Below are 19,652 nucleotides of genomic sequence, written 5' to 3'. Positions count from 1 at the left end.
CAGCGCAGCACCGGACCTGCCGATGGGCGGACGACGGGAGCCGCACCCGCGCCCGATATCAGGCGGCGGGACAGGGAGGCCCGGAGGATTGGATCGGGAGAAAAGCGCCTCTCAGCAGGCGATCTCGGCCAGCAGCCAGTCGCGGAAGGCGCGGATCTTCGGCACGTTGCGGCGTGCTTCGGGATAGACCAGCCAGTAGGCGTGGCCGTCATCGCCAACCAGGTCGAAGGGCTGGATCAGGCGGCCGTCGGCAAGTTCCGCCTTGAACAGCGCCCGGGTCAGGATCGCCACGCCATGGCCCGCGATGGCCGCATTGGCCTCATAGGCCTGCGCGCCCATGCTGCTGCCGGGTCGCTTGGCAAGATCATGCGCATGCACGCCGGCCGTCTCGAACCATTGCGTCCACCAGACATCTCCCGGATCGAGGATCGGCAGCCGCAACAGGTCGGCCGGCTCCTTGACGCCGCCGATGCTCGCCGCGAGCTTCGGGCTCAGCATCGGCGTGAAATCGGCGTCGAGCAGCTTGTGGGCTTCTAGCCCCGGCCATTTGCCGCTGCCCGAGCGGATGGCGAGATCGACATCCTCGCGGGCGAAATCTGTCAGCCGGCTCGATGTTTCGAGCCGCACGGCAAGTGCTGGATGAGCCATCTGGAACGAGCCCAGATGATGCGCCAGCCAGTTCGAGGCAAAGGTCAGCACGGTGGTGACACACAGCAGCCCGTCCGCGCCGCCGCGCGCGGCGGCATAGGCCTGGCTGAGAATGGCAAAGGCCTCACTGACCGCCGGCGCCAGCCTTTGGCCGGCTTCGGTCAGCTCGATCTGCCGCGGACGGCGCAGGAACAGCGGCGCCCCGACGCGCTCTTCCAGCACCTTGATCTGATAGCTGACGGCAGCCTGTGTCATGGCGAGTTCCACGGCGGCCTTGGTGAAGGAAAGCTGCCGCGCCACCGCTTCGAACACCCGGATCGCCTGAAGCGGCGGCAGTTGCGAAACCTGCGGTGAGCTCAGATCCGGCATAAAGGCTCCTTATGGGTCCTTATCGACGTTCGATTGGCAAAGCCGGCTCGCAAGACCGACATTTACTGTCAACCCGTCATTCGGGTCCAGGATAGCGAAGGTTGACGATCATGACCATGGCGCAGCAAAAATGCACTCCCGCTCCCGATCACCGCTGGATTTCGTGGCTTGCGGACGGATTCGGCTGGTTCGCGATCAGAAAAAAGGCGCATCTCGATATCAGGGACCTGTCGCCGCATCTGCAGCGCGACCTAGGTTTCCTCGATGGCAACGACCCTTTCGGCCGGCACAGATAGACTTGCTGGCTTTATCGCCAGAGGGTCGCCGCGGCCGCATCCGGGAGGCGGCAGCGCTTCCCGGTCAGATGCTGGCCAGCAAAGCCGTCGCCGTCCGTTCGTCGGTGATGAGTCCGTTGACCAGCCGGCGATTCACGGCCGCCAGGATGCCCGGCAGCTTGCGCTCGCCCATGGCCAGCGCGATGACCAGCGATTTCTCGCGCGACGGCAGCGACGCCGACGACACCCGGTCGTTGGTGATGCCTTCGATCATGCGGCCTTCCCTGTCGAACACCCAGCCGACGATCTCGGCGATGCCGCCAGCCTTCTGCAAGGCCTTCAACTCGCTTTCGGAAATGAAGCCGTCCTCGTAGAGAGGCGCCTTCGGCCCGAGGTCGCCGATGCCGATGAAGGTGACATCGGCTTCCGCCGCAAGCGCCAGCGTCGGCTGGATCATCGGTTGGTTGAGCAGCATCTCGCGCTCCTGCGGCGAGGAGGCGATGACCGGCAGCGGCATCGGGAAGGAGCGCGCCTTGACCCGGTCGGCCATGGTGAAGATGACGTTGTAGAAGGCGGCCGAACCGTCAGGCGAAATGTTGCCGGTCAAGGACACCACCTTGTGCTGCGGGCATTCCATCGGCGGCAATTGCTCGATCGCCGCCTTCAGCGTGCGCCCTGTGCCGATGCCCATGACGATCGGCGTCGGAGAGCGCAGCCGCCGCTCGATCTCGGCCGCCGCCGCCTCGGCGATGCCGATGGTGGTGGAGGATGAATTGGGATCACTCGGCACCACTTCGACCAGGTCGAGCGCGAAGCGCGATTTCAGCCGGGCGGCAAGGTCCAGGCAGTTGGCGATCGGATGATCGACGCGCACTTTGATCAGGCCTTCCGACACCGCGAGCGACACCAGCCGCTGCGCCGTCTGCCGCGAGATGCCGAGCGTGGCGGCGATCTGGTCCTGTGTGTTGCCGGCGACATAGTAAAGCCAGCCGGCGCGCGCCGCGTCGTCCAGCCTGTTGCTGCCGCCATCCTGCCGGGTATTCACGTCCTGCCTCCGCAAACCGCTGCTCACAGGAGCGGTCCGCTCCCAGTTTCGCAGGGAACGGCTTTTTGCGCAATTGTCAATCTGAAGGGCAATTGTTTGGCGCGCACGGCCGGGATTTTCTCGCTTACACCATCGCGACGCGCAAAGCAGGGTGGCTTCGCTTCCGGCGGCAGTCGCCTTCTGTGATCGCGACGGTTTATCTCCCGGCGCAAACCCTTTAAGGGGATCGCAAAAGGAGCGCTGCATGACACCGAAGGCGGTTTTCTGGGACATGGACGGCACGCTGGTCGACAGCGAGCCGCTGCACGAGGCAGCCCTTGTGGCGGCAATGCGCAATGCTGGCCTCAAGCCGCCCGCCGACCTTCATGAGCGGGTGCTCGGCGTTGCCGCCTGGCCGGTCTACGAAATGATGCGCGACGAGTTCGGCCTCGATCTTCCCTTCGACGACTGGATCATGCACAAATACGAGCACTATCTGCCGCTGGTGGAGGGGCTGAAACCGCGACCTGGCGCCATAGAAGTCTTCAATGAATTGCGCGCGCTTGGCGTGCAGCAAGCGGTGGTCTCGAATTCGGACCGGATGATCGTCGACGCTAATCTGCGCATGGTCGGCCTCTTCTATCCAGGCATGAAAACGATCAGCCGCAACGATGTGCGTGATGGCAAGCCGCACGCCGAACCGTTCCTGCGCGCCGCGTACCTGGCCGATGTCGATCCCGCGCACGCCGTGGCGGTCGACGACAGCTGGCCCGGCGCCATGGCGGGACTGGCGGCGGGCATGAAGACGATCTTCTGGCCGGAAAAGCCGATGGGAGGACCGCCTGGCGCCGTCGTCATCAACAGCGCCGAGGAATTGCGGGCTCAGCTCGGGCTCTAGTTCCGGTAGACCGGCTCTTCCTCGTCGAGGATGGCCTTCAACTCGGCGAGATGGCGCTCGGCCTGGCCCGGATAATCATCCATTTCGCTCGCCGTCTTCTCGGCAATGGCGTCGGACAGCGTGCGCAGCGGCCGGCCGGTCCACAGCGCCTTGATATAGGTCTCGGCAGCGCGCTCGAAATAGAACATGCGGTTGAAGGCATCGGCGACGGTGTCGCCGATCACCAGCACGCCGTGATTGCCCATCACCATGACCTTGACCTTGGGGTCCGTGAGAAGCTGCGAGCAACGCTCGCCCTCTTCTTCGAAAGCCAGCCCGCCATAATGCGCGTCGACGACATGGCGGTTGAAGAACATCGCCGAATTCTGGTCGATCGGCGGCAATGTCGAATCGGCCAGCGAGGCCAGCACCGTGGCATGGATCGAATGCACATGCATGACGCAGCGCGCGTGCGGCACGTTGCGATGGATGGCGCCGTGCAGGCCCCAGGCCGTCGGGTCGGGCGCATTGGGGCCCGACAGCGTGTTCGGATCGTTGGCGTCGATCAACAACAGGTCGCTCGCCTTGATGCGCGAGAAATGCACCTGGTTGGGGTTCATCAGGAACTGCGTGCCGTTTTCATTGACCGCCAGCGAGAAATGGTTGGCCACCGCCTCGTGCATGTTGAGCCGCGCCGTCCAGCGAAAGGCACAGGCGAGATCGACGCGCTCTTCGTAGAAGGGCAGGTTGGTCAGCGTTTCCTTCTGCAGGCGGGCGATGCTCATCGAAATCCTCCGGTTTTGGCGAGAATGCCGCGACCGACTGCTGCCCGCAACGGGTTTCGGTTGGTGCAGGGGAGCTGATGCCTGTCAGGCCGCCGTGCTGGTGGCGGTGCCAACCCTCAGCCCGCCATGCTCGACGATGAAATCGATGACCTCCCGCAAGCCTTTGCCGCGCGACAGATCGGTAAAGCCGAACGGCCGCTTGCCGCGCATGCGGGCGGCGTCGCTCTCCATCACGTCGAGGTTGACGTTCACATAGGGCGCCAGATCGCTCTTGTTGATGATCAGGAAATCGGAACGGGTGATCGCCGGTCCGCCTTTCCTTGGGATTTCCTCACCCTGGCAGACCGAGATGACATAGAGCGTCAAATCCGCGAGATCCGGCGAGAAGGTGGCGGCAAGATTGTCGCCGCCCGATTCGATGAAGATGATGTCGAGATCGGGGAATTTCCGGTTGAGCTCGGCGATCGCCTGCAGATTGATCGAGGCGTCCTCGCGAATGGCGGTGTGCGGGCAACCGCCGGTCTCGACGCCGACGATGCGGTCTTCCGGCAGCGCCTGCAGCCGGGCCAGCATCATGGCGTCTTCCCTGGTGTAGATGTCGTTGGTGACGACGGCGATGGAGAACTCGTCGCGCAGCGCCTTGCAGAGTTTTTCGGTGAGCGTCGTCTTGCCGGAGCCGACAGGGCCGCCAATACCGATGCGAAGGGGACCGTTGGCTTGGGTCATGTCGGGAACTCCATGATGACAAGGATTGCGAAGCCGAGCCCGATCAACAGGCACAGCGGCGAATAGTAACGCACATCGAGCCGCGCGAAAGGCTGTTCGGGCGCCAGGCGCCGCCACCACGGCGTGAAGCCGGCAATGCCGCGTCCCAGGAACACCAGCCCGATGAGCAGCGAGGTGGCGGCAAGGCCCTCCCTCGGGAAAGGCGAGGCAAAGAAGCCGATGAGCGCCAGCGGCCAGAGCGTCGCCAGGCCGAGACAGGCGGCAACGGCGAAACTGGCGAAGGGCGTCGGCATTTCCTCGACGCCGCGAAAGCCGACGACCGCGCGGGCGCAGGAGGCCGCATCCCTGCCCGGCCAGATGCCGCCAATGCCCCAATAGACGTGCAGTGCCGTGATCAGCAGCAGGACGAATGAAAGCGCGAAGGCGAGGACGATCATGAACGGAACAGCCGCGAATACTGGGTTTCGTGCCGCATCGCCATGATATCGGCGACGAAGGCGCAGCCGCCGAGATCGTCCAATGTCGAACCGGACGCGCGGTCGGCGGTCGAGAGCGCCAACGGCTCGAAGCCGGCCAGCAGCGTGGTGGCTTCGCTCTGGCCGATGACACCGAGCCTGATCGCCGCCTGGACCAGATTGGAGAAGAAGGCCTGCAGGAAGGCGGACAGCGCGTCCTGCAGTGCAATGCCATTGCCGCCGGCAATGGCGCCGACGGCGATGCAGTAGGCGCATTCGGCTGGCATGCGCTCCAGCACCGGATTGGGCCAGGCCACGGCCGCTTTGAGGAAGGCCGCGCCTTGCAGCATGGTCTCGGCATGGCGTTCCCGCGAGCCGGCGAGCGCCTCGGCCAATGCGGCCACTTCGTCGAGATCGCCGGCGTTGCGGGCGCGGCGCCAGCTCTCGGAAAACAGCACGGCATCGTTCCAGCCCGAGCCCATCTCGACCAGCGTTTCCAGCCAGTCGCCCAGGCTCGCGGCATCGATCACCAGCCCGTCGTGCACCGCCCGTTCGAGACCGTGGCTGTAGGCAAAGCCGCCAACCGGAAAGGCCGGCGACAGCCACGCCATCAGCCGGAGCAGGGCGATGCTCGAAGGCTGGTCAGTCATGGTCGTGGTGATGATGGTCGTCGTGGGAATGGCTGTGCGCATGCGAATGCGATCCGCTGTGCGCGTGCGAATGGGCCTCCGTATGGCTGTGCGCATGCGCGTGCCCGTGATCATGCCCGCCGGAATAAGCGCCGCGCACCGGCTTGAATGGTTCGGAGACCTCGCGCACCGTGGCGCCGAGCCCTTCCAGCATTGCCTTGATGACATGGTCCCGCAGGATGACGATACGATCCGCCTCGATGCCTGCCGCGAGGTGACGGTTGCCGATATGCCAGGCCAACTCGGTCAGATGCACGCCGTCGCGGGCGCGGATGTCGTAGACCTCTTCCGGCGCCGCGATGATCTCGACATGGCGGCCATCCTCCAGCACCAGCCGGTCGCCATCGTTCAGGGCGACGGGTTCGGGCAGGTCGACCAGCACCTTGCTGCCGTCGGACAGTTCGATGGCGCGGCGGCGCAGATGCCGCTCGTCATGCGCAAGCACAGCCTTGGCAAACGCGGGCGCCGCGCGCGCCTCGCCTGCGGCCAGCACCGAGACGGCGCGCGGGAATTTGGTGAAGTCGGTGTTGAGGTTGAGCTTCATTTCAAGGAGCCTCCGTTGGCCTGCGCCCGTGCGCGGGCTGGGCGCGAAAGCACCCGGTCGAAATAGGCGTTGACGCGGTCGGATTCGATCGGGAATTTTCCGGCGCGCGCCCAGTTGCCCATGTCGCCCAGCAGCACGTCGACGGCGGAAAACCGGTCGCCCAGCGCAAACGGCTTGTCGCCGAGCCGGCGGTCCAGTGCCTTGGCTTCCGAGGCGAAATCGTACGCCGCCGCCGGGCCGACATCGACGCGTACCTCCTTCGGCAGCAGGAAGCGGTGGCGCAATTTGATCCACAGCGGCGCCTCGAATTCGCTCTGCGCAAAATGCATCCAGGAATCCATCTCGGCACGGCCGGCAACTCCGGGGCCGGCGCCCATGCCCTTGTCCGCATGCTTGTCGGCGAGATAGACGCAGATCGCCGCCGAATCCGTCACCGTCAGCTCGCCGTCGATGAGGACCGGCACCTTGCCCGACGGGTTGAGCGCATAGGCTTCCGGCGAGCGCAGTCTGACTTCGACGAATTCATAGGGCTGCCCGAGCTCCTCGAGCATCCAGAGAACGCGGCTGACCCGGGATCCGCGTGATCCGACGGCCTTGTACATGCTGGGATCCTGTCTTTTCCTGGACTCTAGACCATCCGCTACAGTCATACGATCGTGTCGAAGAGCCGCAGGATGAACGATATCTGGTAGATCAGCGCTGCCGCGACGAAGGCGATGTGGAAGCGGCGGTCGCGCACCAGGATCGCCGCGATGCACAATGCCACGAAGACCGGCGTGCGGAACAGATATTCGTTGCCGAAGCGGGCAAAATGCTCAGGCCCTTTCAGCAGCGTATCGACCACATCGAGCAGATAGGTCGCCGCCAGCAAGCCGAAGAACCAGCCCCGGCGCGAATAGAAGAAATCCTCGTAGCTGGTGTAGTCCAGCATCGAATCGGGAAACAGCAGCGCACACAGCAGGAACAGCGTGATCGCGTAGAAGATGATGAACAGGTATTTGCCGAAGGTCCAGGTCTCGATGGCGTAGAGCCCGAACTCCCACCACCAGAAATGCACCAGCATCAGAAGCACCGAGGCGACCCAGGCCAGATGCACGGGATAGAGCCGGTATTGGCCGGGATGCTGGACGATGCGCGCCACCCCCGACAGCAGGCGGGCGACACCAAGCCCGATCACCATGCCCATGACGATGCGGATATGCGGAAAGATGTCATGGGGAGAGGCGATTTCGGTGGCCATGCCTGATCACGATGGGTTTCTGCTAGACCGCATATTGCGGCCTATGCCTACCAGCCGCAACGGAATTTGGCCGGCCGACCTCAGAACAGAAAATACCGCTGCGCCATCGGCAGCACCGTCGCCGGCTCGCAGGTCAGCAACTCGCCATCGGCGCGGACTTCGTAGGTTTCGGGGTCGACCTCGACATGCGGCGTGGCGTCGTTGAGCACCATGGAATGCTTGCCGATGCCGCCACGGGTGTTTTCCACGGCGACGAACTGTTTTTCGACGCCAAGCCGGCCATGCAGCCCCGACTCGAGTGCCGCCTTGGAAACGAAGGTCACCGACGAGTTGGTCCTGGCCTTGCCATAGGCGCCGAACATCGGCCGGTAGTGCATCGGCTGCGGGGTCGGGATCGAGGCGTTGGGGTCGCCCATCGGGGCGGCGGCGATCATGCCGCCGATCAGCACCATCTCCGGCTTCACACCGAAGAAGGCCGGGTTCCACAGCACCAGGTCGGCACGCTTGCCGACGGCGATCGAGCCGATGTCTTTCGACAGCCCATGCGCGATGGCCGGATTGATGGTGTATTTGGCGATGTAGCGGCGGACGCGGAAATTGTCGTTGTCGCCGGTCTCCTGCGGCAGCGAGCCGCGCTGGCGCTTCATCTTGTCGGCGGTCTGCCAGGTGCGGATCGCCACCTCGCCGACGCGGCCCATGGCCTGGCTGTCCGACGAGATGATCGAGAAGGCGCCAATGTCGTGCAGGATATCCTCGGCGGCGATCGTCTCCTTGCGGATGCGGCTTTCGGCAAAGGCGATATCCTCGGGAATCGACGGCGACAGATGATGGCAGACCATCAGCATGTCGAGATGCTCGGCCAGCGTGTTGACCGTGTAGGGCCTTGTCGGATTGGTCGAGGACGGGATCACATTGGGCAAGCCGCAGACCTTGATGATGTCGGGCGCATGGCCGCCGCCCGCGCCCTCGGTGTGGAAGGCGTGGATGGTGCGGCCCTTGATCGCCGCCACCGTGTTTTCGACGAAGCCGGATTCGTTCAGCGTGTCGGTGTGGATCATCACCTGCACGTCGTAATCGTCAGCCACCGACAGGCAGCAATCGATCGCTGCCGGCGTCGTGCCCCAGTCCTCATGCAGCTTCAGCGAGCAGGCGCCGCCCAGCACCATTTCCTCCAGCGCCGCCGGCAGCGAGGCGTTGCCCTTGCCCGACAGGCCGATATTCATCGGGAAGGCGTCGAAGGACTGGATCATGCGGGCCATGTGCCATGGCCCCGGCGTGCAGGTGGTGGCGAGCGTGCCATGCGCCGGCCCGGTGCCGCCGCCGAGCATTGTGGTGATGCCGCTCATCAGCGCTTCCTCGATCTGCTGCGGGCAGATGAAGTGGATATGCGCGTCGAAGCCGCCGGCGGTGAGGATCTTGCCCTCGCCGGCGATGATTTCGGTGCCGGGGCCGATGATGATGGTGACGCCATCTTGCGTGTCTGGATTGCCGGCCTTGCCGATCGCCGCAATGCGGCCGTCCCTGAGGCCGATATCGGCCTTGAAGATGCCGGCGCTGGCGTCGATCACCAAGGCGTTGGTGATGACGGTGTCGACCGCGCCCTGGGCGCGGGATACCTGGCTCTGGCCCATGCCGTCGCGGATCACCTTGCCGCCGCCGAATTTTACTTCCTCACCGTGAATGGTGAGGTCCTTTTCGACCTCGATGAAGAGTTCGGTGTCGGCCAGCCTGACCTTGTCGCCGACAGTCGGCCCATACATCTGGGCGTAGGCGGCACGCGAGATTCTGGCCATCAGCGATTGCTCCCGAAATGCGGTGTGGTTGAGGCTGGGCTGCACATTGTCGCCATCCAATGGTCACGGAATGACCCGCTGAGTGACACCTTCTGATCCCATTTGGCGGTTGAGGTTGGCAGGTCACCCCAAAACGACCGTTTGCCAAATCGATGGAAGGAAAATCCATGCGCAAAACGATAATTCTTGCAGCCGCCGCCAGTCTGATGCTGGCCGGTGCCGCCAGTGCCCAGCAGCAGCCCGCTCCGGCCACGCCTGCCCCCAAGGCGACGACTCCCGCCCCCGGCGGTCAGCAGGCCGCGCCGGCGATCCAGAGCGTCAACATTGTCGACATCACCGAGCTGCCGAAGGACACCCAGACGCAGGTCAATCAGGTGATCGCCCAGCGCGGTGAGGCCGGCCTGCAGAAATTGCGCAGCTCGATCGACGCCACCCCCAAGGTGAAGTCCGCCCTCCAGGCCAAGGGAATTACCTCGGCGCAGGTGGTCGCTGCCAGCATGGAACCAAACGGCGCACTGACCCTGATCACCAAGAAGGCCAGCTGACGACACGGCGCGGCGGGCCGGTACCCGGTCCGCCGGCCGTATTGCGAGGGGTACCATGGCAAGGCTGGAGTCGTTTCGCTTCCTGATTGTTGAAACAGATTGCGAAAGCGAACGATGACCTCCACCACCTCGCCCGATGCCCGATGGCCGCATGCCATTGCGGCGGCCGCGTTTCTGGCAGCGAGCCTTCCCCAGGCCGCGCTGAATGCGCAGGGCCGTGAAAGCCCGGAGACCGTCGACCGGATCGTCGGCTCGCAGGTCAACGAGGAACAGGCCAAGACAACGGCAGAAATCGGAAAGGTCAGTTCGGCGATCGACCGCACGCGCGAAAACATCGGCACGGTGCGCAAGACCTCCAAGCTCGACAAGGTCGATATCGTGTTCCTGACCGACGCGGCGCGCAGCGAAGGCGGCCCGCCGCCGGTCATCGAGAACAAGGTGCGGCAGCACAAGGATGATGTCGCCGAATTGCGCAAGGAGATCGAGGCGAACGCCCTGCTCTTCAATGCAATCGATTCGCGGCGCTTGGCTGCGCAGGACGTTCTTGCCGTCGCGTTCGACGATCCGGGAAAGATCGTCATCTATGCGGCCGCCAAGCCGTCGGACTGAGCCGAAAGCACGATTTGCTTTCAGGCTTGCCCAAACGCCGTTCGCGGTCTTCGAAGGCCAAGCGCGAGACGCCACAGAACTCACAGCTTGCCCATCACCTTCTGCTGGAATCCAAAGACCTCGCGCTTGCCGCCGAGCGGTACCAGCGTGACATCGCGTTCCTGTCCCGGCTCGAAGCGCATGGCGGTTCCGGCGGCGATGTCGAGGCGCATGCCGCGCGCCCGTTCACGGTCGAATTTCAGCCCCTCATTGGTTTCGAAGAAATGGTAGTGGCTGCCGACCTGGATCGGCCGGTCGCCGCTGTTGGCGACTTTCAGGGTGACGGTCGGCAGGCCCTTGTTGAGCTCGATGTCGCCTGGGACGGGGATGATTTCGCCGGGGATCATCTGATGTCACACGAGGCCGAAGGCAAGACCGAGACCGATCGTAGCCCAAGCCGCTCCCGCGGCACGAGCCAGACCACGGAACCTCATGCCAAGGCTCATTCCGGCGGCGATGCCAACGGCATGGAGCAGCACCGTGGCGACGGCAAAGCCGGCCGAATATTCGAGCCCGCCGGCATTTTCCGGGACTTCGGTGCCGTGGGCGTGGCCGTGGAACAGCGCGAACAGGCCGATAATGGCGACGCCGGCCGAGACGGGCAGATCGACCGCCAGCGCCACCAGCAGGCCGAGCGCCACGACGGAGGCCAGTATGCCCGGCTCGACGAACGGCACCGGCACATGCGCCATGCCGAGCGCCGCGCCGGCAAGCATCACGCCGACAAAGGCCGCCGGCCACGCCCAGATGGCCCTGCCGCCCTTGATGGCCGCCCACAGGCCGACGGCGATCATCACGGTCACATGATCGAGGCCGGACAAGGGATGCATGAAGCCGGCCGTGAAGGAGGAGGGGGTGCCGATGCCGACATGGGCATAGGCCGGCATGGCGGCGGCCATGAGCAGGATCGCCGCGAGGCACAGGCGTTTGGCACGGATCATTCTACTTGCCTTTCGTTTGCGATTCAGCAGTCACGCTGCCTTGCGCGGGCCGCAGCCCTCGGCCTTGAGGACGCGCTTGGTCGACGCAGGATATTTTCCCAGCTTCACTGCCGGGCGGATCGGCCGGGCGGAAAAATTGCCGCCGCAATTGGGGCAGACGCCGCCCAGCACGTTTTCCACGCAATCGGCGCAGAAGGTGCATTCGAAGGTGCAAATCAGCGCATCAGTCGCCTCCGGCGGCAGGTCCTTGTCGCAGCACTCGCAGTTTGGGCGCAAATCGAGCATCTCGGTCTCCTCACCTGATGGGTTCGTGCACGGTCACCAGCTTGGTGCCGTCGGGGAAGGTCGCTTCCACCTGCACGTCATGGATCATCTCAGCGATCCCTTCCATCACCTGCGTGCGGGTGACGACATGGGCGCCGGCCTCCATCAGTTCGGCCACCGGGCGGCCGTCGCGTGCGCCTTCGACGACGAAATCGGTGATCAGCGCTATCGCTTCCGGATGGTTCAGCTTGACGCCGCGCTCCAGCCGCTTGCGTGCCACGATCGCCGCCATGGCGATCAGCAGCTTGTCTTTTTCCCTCGGCGTCAGGTTCATGCGTTTTCCAGAATCACAGTGACCATAATTTGGGCAGTCCCGCCCTCCCATTGAGCAATCCGACGAGCGGAACCAGCCGCTGGCGCAGTTGGTAGCCGTCCCCGGCGTAAAGCCTCGCAAGAAGCTTGCCAGATGCCTGCACCCCCCAGGCGCTGGCGCCGCCCTGGTCGCCGATGATCTCACGGACCGGGTCGAGAAAGGCCTCGGCTCGCGGCGACACCAGCAGCAGCGTCGCCACGGCGATCGCGCCGCCGGTGGCCGCCGGACGTGCCAGGGCACCAGTGATATCGGGTCCGATGCGGAAATCCTCGGCATGGATGAGCAAACCATCCTGGCGAACGCGCCAACGGTCACGGAAAGTGCCTTGCGCGGCGCGTTCGCCCATGGCCAGGCGGCCGAAGACGGTGGCTTCCAGCACCAGCGCCTCGGCCCCCCCGGCGAGTTCGACGTCCAATGTGCGGGCAAAGGCCGCCCGGTCGAAGACGATGGTCTCCTGCGGCAGCCAGGCGATGCGGGCGTTCTCGCCGACCGTCAGCTTGACCCGCACCTCTGCTTGGTCGGATGCGGCGCGGTAGACCTTTTCGCAGGCCTGGGTCGTTATCGACGCCGAGGCATTGGCGCCGACATCCACATCCCAGCCGATGCGGTCGCCGCCGGTCAGTCCGCCGGCGGTGTTGATCAGCACCGCCTCCAGCGGGTCGGCCGAAACGGCCGGCAGCCTTATCTTGGCGGAACCGTCCTGATAGAGGCGCCGCAGGCGCGTGCGGTCGCCGGCGCTGGCGCAACCCAGCTGCGCCAGACCCGCGGCGCGCTGGGCCAAAGAGGCCGAAAACTTCGTATATTCGATCGTATCCACGCCGTCAGGTTAAGCACTGCGGCGGTTTTGTCGATATATAGCTTGTTGCTTGATGGCGTTTCCGTTTCTATAGAGGGAGCCACCTCGATACGGTCAGGCGATGCTTGGCGGGGGTAGAAGGCGACGATCGCGGCCTGATATCGAGGACAGAAGGCGCTGTTCAGTTGGCGTCGAGAAACGACAAAGTGGGGAAGAAACCGAATGGCTGACCAGCTGGCAACGGACATCATCGAAAAGATCAAGGCCCATGCCGAGCCGGGCGGTGAAGAAATCACCACCAGCACCGAATTGACGTCGCTCGGCATCCATTCGCTGGAGCTGACGGAGATCATCTTCGACCTCGAGGAGCAGTATGGCATTGAGATCGAGATGAACACGGTCGATGCCTGGAGCAATCTGAAGAATGTTGGCGACATGGTCGAGGCCGTTCGCGCGCTGATCGCGAAAAAAGCCTGACCGAATGCTGAAACGCGTCGTCATTACCGGCATTGGCGGGCTGTGCGGCCTAGGCGTCGATGCGCAGTCGATCTGGGCTGAAATGCGGGCCGGCCGTTCGGCCATCGGCCCGATCGACAATCCCTTCCTGCATGACCTGAAGGTCAAGACCGGCTGCGAGATCAAGGCGCTGCCCGATCACGGCATCGAGCGCAAGCAGCTGGTGTCGATGGACCGTTTCAGTCTGCTGGCGGTTATCGCTGCGAAGGAGGCCATGCACCAGTCCGGCCTGGCCCCGCATGCCGACAACACCTATCGCATGGGAACCATTGTCGGCGTCGGCGTATGCGGCTTCGAGACCGTCGAGGAGAACTATCGCGCCATTCTGATCGAGGGCAAGAATCGCGCCGGCATCTTCACCGTGCCCAGGGTCATGCCGGGCGCGGCCTCCGGCCAGGTCAGCATGCACCTTGGCCTGCGCGGACCGGTCTTCGGCGTCACGTCGGCCTGCTCGTCGGCCAACCACGCCATCGCCTCGGCGGTCGACCAGATCAGGCTCGGCCGCGCCGACGTCATGGTGGCCGGCGGCACCGAAGCGCCGCTGGTCTGGGGCGTGCTCAAGGGCTGGGAGGCATTGCGCGTGCTGTCGCCCGACACCTGCCGGCCGTTCTCGGCCGACCGCCAGGGCCTGGTGCTGGGCGAAGGCGCCGGCATGGCTGTTCTGGAAAGCTACGATCACGCCATGGCGCGTGGCGCCACCATCCTCGCCGAAATCGCCGGCGCCGGCCTTTCGGCCGATGCCTCCGACATCGTCGCCCCGACCATCGAGGGACCGGAAGCGGCGATGCGCTTCTGTCTCGCCGATGCAGGGCTCAATCCCGAAGACATCGATTATCTCAACGCGCACGGCACCGGCACCAAGGCCAACGACCAGATCGAGACCAACGCGATCAAGCGCGTCTTCGGCGAGCACGCGCGCTCGCTGTCGGTCTCCTCGACCAAGTCGATGCACGCCCATTGCCTGGGCGCTTCGGGCGGGCTGGAGATGATCGCCTGCGTCATGGCGATCCGCGAAGGCGTCGTGCCGCCGACCGCGAATTACCGCGAACCCGATCCCGATTGCGATCTCGACGTGACGCCCAATGTCGCGCGCGAGCGCAAGGTGCGCGCCGCGATCAGCAACGGTTTTGCTTTCGGCGGCACCAACGCGGTGCTGGCATTCAAGGCCATCTGATCCCGGCGGTAACTACCGCCCCCCGGGGCGGTGACCACCTGCCTCCGCGCGATCTTACGCGCGCTCGGCGATCCGCCGCGGTGGATTCGGTTTTCTGTCCGTGCATGGCGAAACTGTCGCCGGCATATTGATCCTGCCCGGCCGCGCGCCTAATTCTTGGCCACCCGCCAACACCACGCGTCCCGTGGCGCAAATCCCCCGCTCAGGAGTTTTTCGATGGCCGACCTGTCCGCCTTTCCGATCACCAGCCGTTGGCCGGCCAAACATCCCGACCAGATCCAGCTCTATTCCGCGACGACGCCGAACGGCGTGAAAATATCGATCGCGCTGGAAGAGCTCGGCCTGCCCTATGAGCCGCATCTGATCAACATCAGCAAGGACGAAAGCTGGACGCCGGAATTCCTGTCGCTCAACCCCAATGGCAAGATCCCGGCGATCATCGATCCGAACGGCCCGGACGGCAAGCCGATCGGCCTTTTCGAATCCGGCGCCATCCTGCTCTATCTCGCGGACAAGACCGGCCTTCTCGTCCCGGCGGACGCAGCGCGGCGCTACGAGACGATCCAGTGGGTCTTCTTCCAGATGGCTTCCGTCGGGCCGATGTTCGGCCAGGTCGGCTTCTTCCACAAATTCGCCGGCCGCGAGATCGCCGACAAGCGCCCGCTGGAACGCTACCGCGACGAATCGCGGCGGCTGCTCGGCGTGCTCGATGGCAGGCTGAAAGGCAGCAAATGGATCATGGGCAACGACTACACCATCGCCGACATCTCGCTGCTCGGCTGGGTGCGCAATTTGATCGGCTTCTATGAAGCACGCGACCTCGTCGGTTTCGATGATTTCGCCAATGTGGCGGCATGGCTGGAGCGCGGCCTGGCGCGGCCGGCGGTCCAGAAGGGCCTGACCATTCCGGCAAAGGGCTAGAACGGCCTGTCGCCGTAAGGCGAGGCCCTTTGCCAAAGATGCTCGGCCGGACGAAGCAGCCTGCTTATTTCGCCTTGGCCTTCGAGCCGCCCTTGCCGATAACGGAGGCCGCCAGCGAGACGGCGCCGCGCGCGGTTGCGACGACGGCGCCTGCGGCGACATTCGCTGCCGTTCGAACGGCACCGGCTTTGGTCGGCGCCGATTTGCGCGGGCTGGCGGTCTTGGCGGCCGGTACGACCTTTCGGGGCGCGGCCTTGCCGAAAGCAGCCTTGCCGTCTTTCGAGCGTTCAGCAATCGCCGGACCAGCACCGGCTTTCGCTTGAGTTGCCTTCGCGGGCCTCGTCTTGGCTGGTTTTTTTGCCTTGGTTGCCATTGGAAAATCCCTTACGCCGGACAAACGGGTTCTGAGGCATAACGGCGCGAAACTCTTAAGGTTCCCGCCCCAAAATACGGAAAATTAAGCGTGTTAACCAATGATCAGGTCGGCGGCCCGGCGCCGGGCCAGCACGCGTTCGATGTTGGGCATGTCGTTGGAGGCGATCCAGGCGCGCGCCTCTTCGTCCGAACGGCCATGGCCGTGCCAGCGCTCCATCAGGCGGCGCTCGAGCTCATTGCGCGGCACGTCGACGAAGATCGAGAAATCGAACAGCGGCGCCAGCCGTGACCATGGCTCCTCGTCGAGCAGCAGGTAATTGCCTTCGACCAGGATGAACTTGGTCTCGGTGCCGACGATCGCCGCGGCGGCGCGCGACAATTCCATGCTGCGGTCGAAGACCGGAACGGCGATGTCGGGTTCACCGGCCCGGATGCGCTTCAGCAGGGTCTCGAAGCCGGCGAAGTCGAAGGTCTCCGGTGCGCCCTTGCGCGCCCGCAGGCCGCGCGCGTTGAGCACGATGTCGTCATAGTGGAATCCGTCCATCGGTACGACCTCCACCGCCCCTTCCGGCAAAAGGTCATGCAGGCCGGCCGACAGCGTGGATTTGCCGGAGCCTGGCGGTCCGGCGATGGCGACGATGAAGCGCTTTGCCTTGCCGGCGCGCTTGAAGATGGTGGCGGCGAGGTGGGCGATTTCGGACATGGGAGCCTCACTTTGCCTGGATGATCGGCAAAACATTACGCTGCATTTTGGCGGCAGTCGGCGGAAATTTCAAACCCCGCGCTCGCGCAAACCCCGCCTCAGGCGGCCGCGGGCTGGCCGATGCGCAGGAACGCGCTGTCGAATGCCACTTCCCTGGTCGATCCGCCTGCCGCGAGCCGCATCCGGCCGTCGGCCGTGGTGATCTCTCGCGGCGGGGTGCCGCCGGACGGGGACAGGGCGCCGATGACATGGCGGAACGAAAAGCCGCGGCCTTCGCCGAGCGCAAAGGCGGTCGCCACGCCTTCGCGCTTCAGCCAATTGTCGCCGATCGAGGCGGCATGGCCTATCGCCGAGCGGCCGTCCTCTATGCCGAGCACCCCGAGATGCCGGCCGCTCCACGGCGCGTAGTCGCGCCCGCCATTGCTCAGCCACAGCATGGTAACGGGCAGCTCCGCGGGGTTCTTCAGCACCAGCACGAGATCGTCCTCGGCCTGGCGTGCCAGCGCCGTCCAGCCCGGACCGCCATGGTCGGCCTCGACCAGGGTGACGAAATCCTCACGCCGGTCCTCCATGCGGTATTGCGTCAGGTCGGCCGAGCCGCCGCCGGCGGCGGGAAACTGGGCGAGGTCGGCCGAGCGCGCCGGATAGGCCAGCATGAAGCGGCCGCGCGCGGGATCGGGCTCCAGCGGATCGGCCAATGTCGCGGCAAAGCGCTTCGGCGAAAAGGCCAGCCTGCCGCCGCCTTTCATCACCGTCATCGGGTGATGGGCGACGGAAATCGCGCCGGAGCCGCCGGAAAACACATGTTCCTGATAGAGGAACGGATGGCCGTCGATGAGCGTAAGAATCTTGTCGACGCTGGCTCCCATGACCTTGTGCCGCAGCCGGAAGACCGCTCGCCAGCCGCTCTCCGTGGCACTGCTCTCGGTGACATCCCAGGCACTGTTGGCCGTCCAACCATGCAGCGGCGCTTCCTCGACATCGCTGCGCGAAAACGGCGCGCAGAGGAAGTCGCCGGACAGCCGGACCGTGCCTTGCGGCAGGTCCTTCGGCAGCGTCTCGCCTGCGTCGACCCAGGGCGCGCGGTGCAGCGGCTTCAGCCGGCGCCCGCCGCTCTCGACGGTCATGTCGGCGATGTGGCCGACGGTGAGGTCGAGCGAAACCGAAATACCCCTGGCCTTGATCGTGATCGTATCCATAACGCGCTCACCCGAATCTGAAGGCGCAAACAGAAGCCTTTCGGAGCGGCTTGCGCAAGCGTGATGCCGGCCACTTCCACCAAGTCTGGTGGCCAGCCCGCCTCAATCCCTGGGAACGGCGGCAGCAATCCCGGCCGTTCGACAAACCAGCCAAAAGCATTGATGGCGAGCGCAGCCGAACTTTGAGGACTGTCCAGTTTTCCGCTACCTGCTTCGTTTCCTCCGGCCTTGTTCAGCCGATCCAGAACGTGATCGGCCGGTACACCTTCGCGCGATTTGGGAAAGGCTTGGAAACAGCAGACCTGCAGTCAGCCGCACGCGTGCTGGTAACGCTGAAATAGGTGTGAGCTTTCGGGAGGTTGTCCATTCGGACCTGACCGAGGAGACTGGGGGTGCATGGCCCACCGCATCCCGGATTGATCGTGATGGCACGATAAGCCTTTACCCCTCCGCGGGCGGTCGGCCAGTTCCGAGGTGGTCGTGCTGGGCGAGACCACCGTGGCGGATTGGTTTGGTCGCTTCCGAAGGCGCCTGCAGTCAACCAGATGATTACGCCTTCAGGCTCGTCCGGGCCAAGCTCTACGTCTCTGTACGAAGGCAATGACGGCCATTTTGTCAAAACATGGCTCCTTTGCGCAAAGTGGATAGCGGGCCAGTAACATTAGATATAGTTTATGAAGAAACTGCGCGAAATCAATTGGCGCAACATTGCCGACTCACGGCTGGCGGGGACTATGAATAGACAAGACGTATTCCGGAAAAGTGTGCTCGGCGTATCCAGTACCTTCGCCGAGGCTGCGATGAGGTGCGGCGCCAAGGGTTTGCTGGGGGTTGCCGTGACGGCGCTCGCCAACCTGGCAATGGTTCCGGGCGTTCACGCGGCGGAAGGTGGCGCAAGCTTCTACCTCCTTGGCTCGCGCGGCCCCATGGCGGGCTTCACCCCGCCGCCAGGCGTCTACTTCCAGAACGACTTTTATATCTATTCCGGCAATGCAAGCGTCGATCTCGACCTCGGCGGAAAGCTCGTGGCGGACGTCCATGCGAAGGCCCTTATCAATCTCTCGACCGCCCTTTGGGTTTCTCCGTGGCAGGTCATGGGCGGCAATCTGGCATTCACTGCGACCATACCGATCGGCGGACCCGATATAACGGGCAGAATTCTCCCGAGCCCGTTTTCGGTGTCAGACAGCATCACGACCCTGGGCGATCCCGTGCTTGGAAGCTTCATCGGCTGGCACAGTGGCGATTTTCACTGGCAGACCGGAGTGAGCGTGAACGTCCCGGTGGGTGAATACCACCAGGGCGACATCGCCAATCTGTCGTTCAACCACTGGGCCGCCGACATTTACGCATCGGGCACGTGGCTGAACTCCGCCACCGGCCTTGAACTCTCGGCGGCAACCGGCATCACCTTCAATGGCGAGGATACGGCGACCCACTACAAGAACGGCACGGACTTCCACTTCGAGGGAACAATCGACCAACACTTCAGCAAAGCTTTCGACGTCGGTTTGGTTGGCTACTATTACAATCAGTTGACCGACGACACCGGATCCGGAGTCCCCCCGGTGCTTGGCGGGTTTAGAGGCGAGGTGGCGGCGATCGGAGCCACCGCGGGCTATAATTTTCAGGTTGGCAAGCTGCCGGTTTCGACCCGGATCAAATATTTCCACGAGTTCGACGCCAAAAATCGTCTCGAGGGCGATTCGGTTTTTCTAACGGTTGCCATGCCGCTTTGGGTGGCTGGGCACTGAGCGCAGGAAGGGCTCATA

General features: G+C 64.3%; 27 protein-coding genes. 9 read left to right on the top strand and 18 right to left on the bottom strand.

Features of this window, described 5'->3' with window-relative positions:
* Positions 1–111: 111 nt before the first annotated feature.
* A complete protein-coding gene (gene gcvA / locus CK227_RS12955; protein ID WP_095773205.1) occupies positions 112–1,017 on the bottom strand; it encodes a transcriptional regulator GcvA in 906 nt (301 codons plus the stop codon).
* 110 nt (positions 1,018–1,127) lie between these two features.
* On the opposite strand from gcvA, the gene CK227_RS12950 reads away from it, so the two are divergent.
* The gene (locus CK227_RS12950; RefSeq protein ID WP_095773430.1) at positions 1,128–1,313 is read left to right on the top strand and encodes a hypothetical protein; all 186 of its coding nucleotides are present in this window, start codon (positions 1,128–1,130) and stop codon (positions 1,311–1,313) included.
* Between the two features lie 64 nt (positions 1,314–1,377).
* Here the strand turns inward: CK227_RS12950 and CK227_RS12945 are convergent, their stop codons facing one another.
* Positions 1,378–2,337, bottom strand: coding sequence for a sugar-binding transcriptional regulator (locus tag CK227_RS12945; RefSeq protein WP_010912814.1), 960 nt, complete (start codon positions 2,335–2,337; stop codon positions 1,378–1,380).
* Positions 2,338–2,581: 244 nt separating this feature from the next.
* On the opposite strand from CK227_RS12945, the gene CK227_RS12940 reads away from it, so the two are divergent.
* A complete protein-coding gene (locus CK227_RS12940; RefSeq protein WP_095773204.1) occupies positions 2,582–3,214 on the top strand; it encodes an HAD family phosphatase in 633 nt (210 codons plus the stop codon).
* On the opposite strand, the gene CK227_RS12935 is transcribed toward CK227_RS12940, so the two are convergent.
* The 8 genes from CK227_RS12935 to ureC all read right to left on the bottom strand — a co-directional run bounded on the left by CK227_RS12935 (position 3,211) and on the right by ureC (position 9,428).
* Positions 3,211–3,978: a class II aldolase and adducin N-terminal domain-containing protein gene (locus tag CK227_RS12935; protein WP_095773203.1), complete on the bottom strand. Its 768-nt coding sequence runs from the start codon at positions 3,976–3,978 to the stop codon at positions 3,211–3,213. The genes CK227_RS12940 and CK227_RS12935 overlap by 4 nt on opposite strands.
* An 84-nt stretch (positions 3,979–4,062) precedes the next feature.
* Positions 4,063–4,704: an urease accessory protein UreG gene (ureG, locus tag CK227_RS12930; RefSeq protein ID WP_010912817.1), complete on the bottom strand. Its 642-nt coding sequence runs from the start codon at positions 4,702–4,704 to the stop codon at positions 4,063–4,065.
* On the bottom strand, positions 4,701–5,141 hold the full coding sequence (locus CK227_RS12925; RefSeq protein ID WP_095773202.1) for a DUF3995 domain-containing protein: 441 nt from the start codon (positions 5,139–5,141) through the stop codon (positions 4,701–4,703). Before CK227_RS12925 ends, ureG begins: the two co-directional genes overlap by 4 nt.
* Positions 5,138–5,809, bottom strand: coding sequence for an urease accessory protein UreF (locus CK227_RS12920; RefSeq protein WP_095773201.1), 672 nt, complete (start codon positions 5,807–5,809; stop codon positions 5,138–5,140). The genes CK227_RS12925 and CK227_RS12920 overlap by 4 nt, the downstream gene beginning before the upstream one ends.
* Positions 5,802–6,392, bottom strand: coding sequence for an urease accessory protein UreE (gene ureE, locus CK227_RS12915; protein ID WP_095773200.1), 591 nt, complete (start codon positions 6,390–6,392; stop codon positions 5,802–5,804). Before ureE ends, CK227_RS12920 begins: the two co-directional genes overlap by 8 nt.
* The gene (locus CK227_RS12910) at positions 6,389–6,994 is read right to left on the bottom strand and encodes a glutathione S-transferase family protein (protein WP_095773199.1); all 606 of its coding nucleotides are present in this window, start codon (positions 6,992–6,994) and stop codon (positions 6,389–6,391) included. The genes ureE and CK227_RS12910 overlap by 4 nt, the downstream gene beginning before the upstream one ends.
* Before the next feature lie 44 nt (positions 6,995–7,038).
* Complete coding sequence (locus CK227_RS12905) at positions 7,039–7,632, bottom strand: hypothetical protein (protein ID WP_095773198.1); 594 nt, start codon at positions 7,630–7,632, stop codon at positions 7,039–7,041.
* Between the two features lie 80 nt (positions 7,633–7,712).
* Positions 7,713–9,428 carry an urease subunit alpha gene (ureC, locus tag CK227_RS12900; RefSeq protein ID WP_179296452.1) on the bottom strand — a complete coding sequence of 572 codons (1,716 nt, stop codon included), beginning with the start codon at positions 9,426–9,428 and terminating at the stop codon, positions 7,713–7,715.
* Between the two features lie 164 nt (positions 9,429–9,592).
* Between ureC and CK227_RS12895 the strand changes: the two genes are divergently transcribed.
* The gene (locus CK227_RS12895; protein ID WP_095773428.1) at positions 9,593–9,970 is read left to right on the top strand and encodes a hypothetical protein; all 378 of its coding nucleotides are present in this window, start codon (positions 9,593–9,595) and stop codon (positions 9,968–9,970) included.
* A 114-nt stretch (positions 9,971–10,084) separates the two neighbouring features.
* A complete protein-coding gene (locus tag CK227_RS12890; RefSeq protein ID WP_095773197.1) occupies positions 10,085–10,579 on the top strand; it encodes a hypothetical protein in 495 nt (164 codons plus the stop codon).
* Between the two features lie 80 nt (positions 10,580–10,659).
* Here the strand turns inward: CK227_RS12890 and CK227_RS12885 are convergent, their stop codons facing one another.
* From CK227_RS12885 to CK227_RS12865, 5 genes are read right to left on the bottom strand one after another with little or no spacing between them, the layout of a single operon-like run.
* A complete protein-coding gene (locus CK227_RS12885) occupies positions 10,660–10,965 on the bottom strand; it encodes an urease subunit beta (RefSeq protein ID WP_095773196.1) in 306 nt (101 codons plus the stop codon).
* A 6-nt stretch (positions 10,966–10,971) separates the two neighbouring features.
* Entirely contained in the window at positions 10,972–11,559 is a 588-nt protein-coding gene (locus tag CK227_RS12880; RefSeq protein ID WP_095773195.1) for a HupE/UreJ family protein, read from the bottom strand.
* A 30-nt stretch (positions 11,560–11,589) separates the two neighbouring features.
* Positions 11,590–11,844 (bottom strand): DUF1272 domain-containing protein, encoded by a 255-nt coding sequence (locus tag CK227_RS12875; RefSeq protein WP_095773194.1) that lies wholly within the window; start codon positions 11,842–11,844, stop codon positions 11,590–11,592.
* Between the two features lie 10 nt (positions 11,845–11,854).
* The gene (locus CK227_RS12870; RefSeq protein WP_019862540.1) at positions 11,855–12,157 is read right to left on the bottom strand and encodes an urease subunit gamma; all 303 of its coding nucleotides are present in this window, start codon (positions 12,155–12,157) and stop codon (positions 11,855–11,857) included.
* A 13-nt stretch (positions 12,158–12,170) separates the two neighbouring features.
* Positions 12,171–13,013 (bottom strand): urease accessory protein UreD, encoded by an 843-nt coding sequence (locus CK227_RS12865; RefSeq protein WP_095773193.1) that lies wholly within the window; start codon positions 13,011–13,013, stop codon positions 12,171–12,173.
* A 201-nt stretch (positions 13,014–13,214) separates the two neighbouring features.
* Here CK227_RS12865 and CK227_RS12860 point away from each other — a divergent pair, with 201 nt between their 5' ends.
* The 3 genes from CK227_RS12860 (at position 13,215) to CK227_RS12850 (ending at position 15,603) form a co-directional block, all read left to right on the top strand.
* Positions 13,215–13,469: an acyl carrier protein gene (locus CK227_RS12860; RefSeq protein ID WP_010912831.1), complete on the top strand. Its 255-nt coding sequence runs from the start codon at positions 13,215–13,217 to the stop codon at positions 13,467–13,469.
* A gap of 4 nt (positions 13,470–13,473) precedes the next feature.
* Positions 13,474–14,682: a beta-ketoacyl-[acyl-carrier-protein] synthase family protein gene (locus CK227_RS12855; protein WP_095773192.1), complete on the top strand. Its 1,209-nt coding sequence runs from the start codon at positions 13,474–13,476 to the stop codon at positions 14,680–14,682.
* Positions 14,683–14,898: 216 nt separating this feature from the next.
* Positions 14,899–15,603, top strand: a complete 705-nt coding sequence (locus CK227_RS12850) for a glutathione S-transferase N-terminal domain-containing protein (RefSeq protein WP_095773191.1) — start codon at positions 14,899–14,901, stop codon at positions 15,601–15,603.
* A gap of 64 nt (positions 15,604–15,667) precedes the next feature.
* Here the strand turns inward: CK227_RS12850 and CK227_RS12845 are convergent, their stop codons facing one another.
* The 3 genes from CK227_RS12845 to CK227_RS12835 all read right to left on the bottom strand — a co-directional run bounded on the left by CK227_RS12845 (position 15,668) and on the right by CK227_RS12835 (position 17,880).
* A complete protein-coding gene (locus CK227_RS12845) occupies positions 15,668–15,976 on the bottom strand; it encodes a hypothetical protein (protein ID WP_095773190.1) in 309 nt (102 codons plus the stop codon).
* A gap of 93 nt (positions 15,977–16,069) precedes the next feature.
* The gene (locus tag CK227_RS12840) at positions 16,070–16,681 is read right to left on the bottom strand and encodes a nucleoside triphosphate hydrolase (RefSeq protein ID WP_095773189.1); all 612 of its coding nucleotides are present in this window, start codon (positions 16,679–16,681) and stop codon (positions 16,070–16,072) included.
* A 98-nt stretch (positions 16,682–16,779) separates the two neighbouring features.
* Positions 16,780–17,880 carry a hypothetical protein gene (locus CK227_RS12835; RefSeq protein WP_095773188.1) on the bottom strand — a complete coding sequence of 367 codons (1,101 nt, stop codon included), beginning with the start codon at positions 17,878–17,880 and terminating at the stop codon, positions 16,780–16,782.
* A gap of 50 nt (positions 17,881–17,930) precedes the next feature.
* Between CK227_RS12835 and CK227_RS36155 the strand changes: the two genes are divergently transcribed.
* Both CK227_RS36155 and CK227_RS12830 read left to right on the top strand, forming a co-directional pair.
* Positions 17,931–18,221 carry a hypothetical protein gene (locus CK227_RS36155; protein WP_142885761.1) on the top strand — a complete coding sequence of 97 codons (291 nt, stop codon included), beginning with the start codon at positions 17,931–17,933 and terminating at the stop codon, positions 18,219–18,221.
* 333 nt (positions 18,222–18,554) lie between these two features.
* A complete protein-coding gene (locus CK227_RS12830; protein ID WP_245318138.1) occupies positions 18,555–19,634 on the top strand; it encodes a transporter in 1,080 nt (359 codons plus the stop codon).
* The last annotated feature ends 18 nt before the right edge of the window (positions 19,635–19,652 follow it).

The sequence above is a fragment of the Mesorhizobium sp. WSM4308 genome (assembly GCF_002294905.1).
Taxonomy (GTDB): domain Bacteria; phylum Pseudomonadota; class Alphaproteobacteria; order Rhizobiales; family Rhizobiaceae; genus Mesorhizobium.
This window is presented reverse-complemented; position numbering and strand designations above follow the sequence as displayed.

Excerpts from the sequence above, each read along its gene's own strand:
- CK227_RS12950 (WP_095773430.1), top strand. The coding sequence starts at position 1,128 with ATGACCATGGCGCAGCAAAAATGCACTCCCGCTCCCGATCACCGCTGG.
- CK227_RS12840 (WP_095773189.1), bottom strand. The coding sequence starts at position 16,681 with ATGTCCGAAATCGCCCACCTCGCCGCCACCATCTTCAAGCGCGCCGGC.
- CK227_RS12880 (WP_095773195.1), bottom strand. The coding sequence starts at position 11,559 with ATGATCCGTGCCAAACGCCTGTGCCTCGCGGCGATCCTGCTCATGGCC.
- CK227_RS12895 (WP_095773428.1), top strand. The coding sequence starts at position 9,593 with ATGCGCAAAACGATAATTCTTGCAGCCGCCGCCAGTCTGATGCTGGCC.
- CK227_RS12920 (WP_095773201.1), bottom strand. The coding sequence starts at position 5,809 with ATGACTGACCAGCCTTCGAGCATCGCCCTGCTCCGGCTGATGGCGTGG.
- CK227_RS12850 (WP_095773191.1), top strand. The coding sequence starts at position 14,899 with ATGGCCGACCTGTCCGCCTTTCCGATCACCAGCCGTTGGCCGGCCAAA.
- CK227_RS12910 (WP_095773199.1), bottom strand. The coding sequence starts at position 6,994 with ATGTACAAGGCCGTCGGATCACGCGGATCCCGGGTCAGCCGCGTTCTC.
- CK227_RS12875 (WP_095773194.1), bottom strand. The coding sequence starts at position 11,844 with ATGCTCGATTTGCGCCCAAACTGCGAGTGCTGCGACAAGGACCTGCCG.
- CK227_RS12845 (WP_095773190.1), bottom strand. The coding sequence starts at position 15,976 with ATGGCAACCAAGGCAAAAAAACCAGCCAAGACGAGGCCCGCGAAGGCA.
- CK227_RS12935 (WP_095773203.1), bottom strand. The coding sequence starts at position 3,978 with ATGAGCATCGCCCGCCTGCAGAAGGAAACGCTGACCAACCTGCCCTTC.
- ureG (WP_010912817.1), bottom strand. The coding sequence starts at position 4,704 with ATGACCCAAGCCAACGGTCCCCTTCGCATCGGTATTGGCGGCCCTGTC.
- CK227_RS12835 (WP_095773188.1), bottom strand. The coding sequence starts at position 17,880 with ATGGATACGATCACGATCAAGGCCAGGGGTATTTCGGTTTCGCTCGAC.
- CK227_RS12855 (WP_095773192.1), top strand. The coding sequence starts at position 13,474 with ATGCTGAAACGCGTCGTCATTACCGGCATTGGCGGGCTGTGCGGCCTA.
- CK227_RS12870 (WP_019862540.1), bottom strand. The coding sequence starts at position 12,157 with ATGAACCTGACGCCGAGGGAAAAAGACAAGCTGCTGATCGCCATGGCG.
- CK227_RS12830 (WP_245318138.1), top strand. The coding sequence starts at position 18,555 with ATGAAGAAACTGCGCGAAATCAATTGGCGCAACATTGCCGACTCACGG.
- CK227_RS12925 (WP_095773202.1), bottom strand. The coding sequence starts at position 5,141 with ATGATCGTCCTCGCCTTCGCGCTTTCATTCGTCCTGCTGCTGATCACG.
- CK227_RS12890 (WP_095773197.1), top strand. The coding sequence starts at position 10,085 with ATGACCTCCACCACCTCGCCCGATGCCCGATGGCCGCATGCCATTGCG.
- CK227_RS12905 (WP_095773198.1), bottom strand. The coding sequence starts at position 7,632 with ATGGCCACCGAAATCGCCTCTCCCCATGACATCTTTCCGCATATCCGC.
- CK227_RS12860 (WP_010912831.1), top strand. The coding sequence starts at position 13,215 with ATGGCTGACCAGCTGGCAACGGACATCATCGAAAAGATCAAGGCCCAT.
- CK227_RS12940 (WP_095773204.1), top strand. The coding sequence starts at position 2,582 with ATGACACCGAAGGCGGTTTTCTGGGACATGGACGGCACGCTGGTCGAC.
- gcvA (WP_095773205.1), bottom strand. The coding sequence starts at position 1,017 with ATGCCGGATCTGAGCTCACCGCAGGTTTCGCAACTGCCGCCGCTTCAG.
- CK227_RS12885 (WP_095773196.1), bottom strand. The coding sequence starts at position 10,965 with ATGATCCCCGGCGAAATCATCCCCGTCCCAGGCGACATCGAGCTCAAC.
- ureE (WP_095773200.1), bottom strand. The coding sequence starts at position 6,392 with ATGAAGCTCAACCTCAACACCGACTTCACCAAATTCCCGCGCGCCGTC.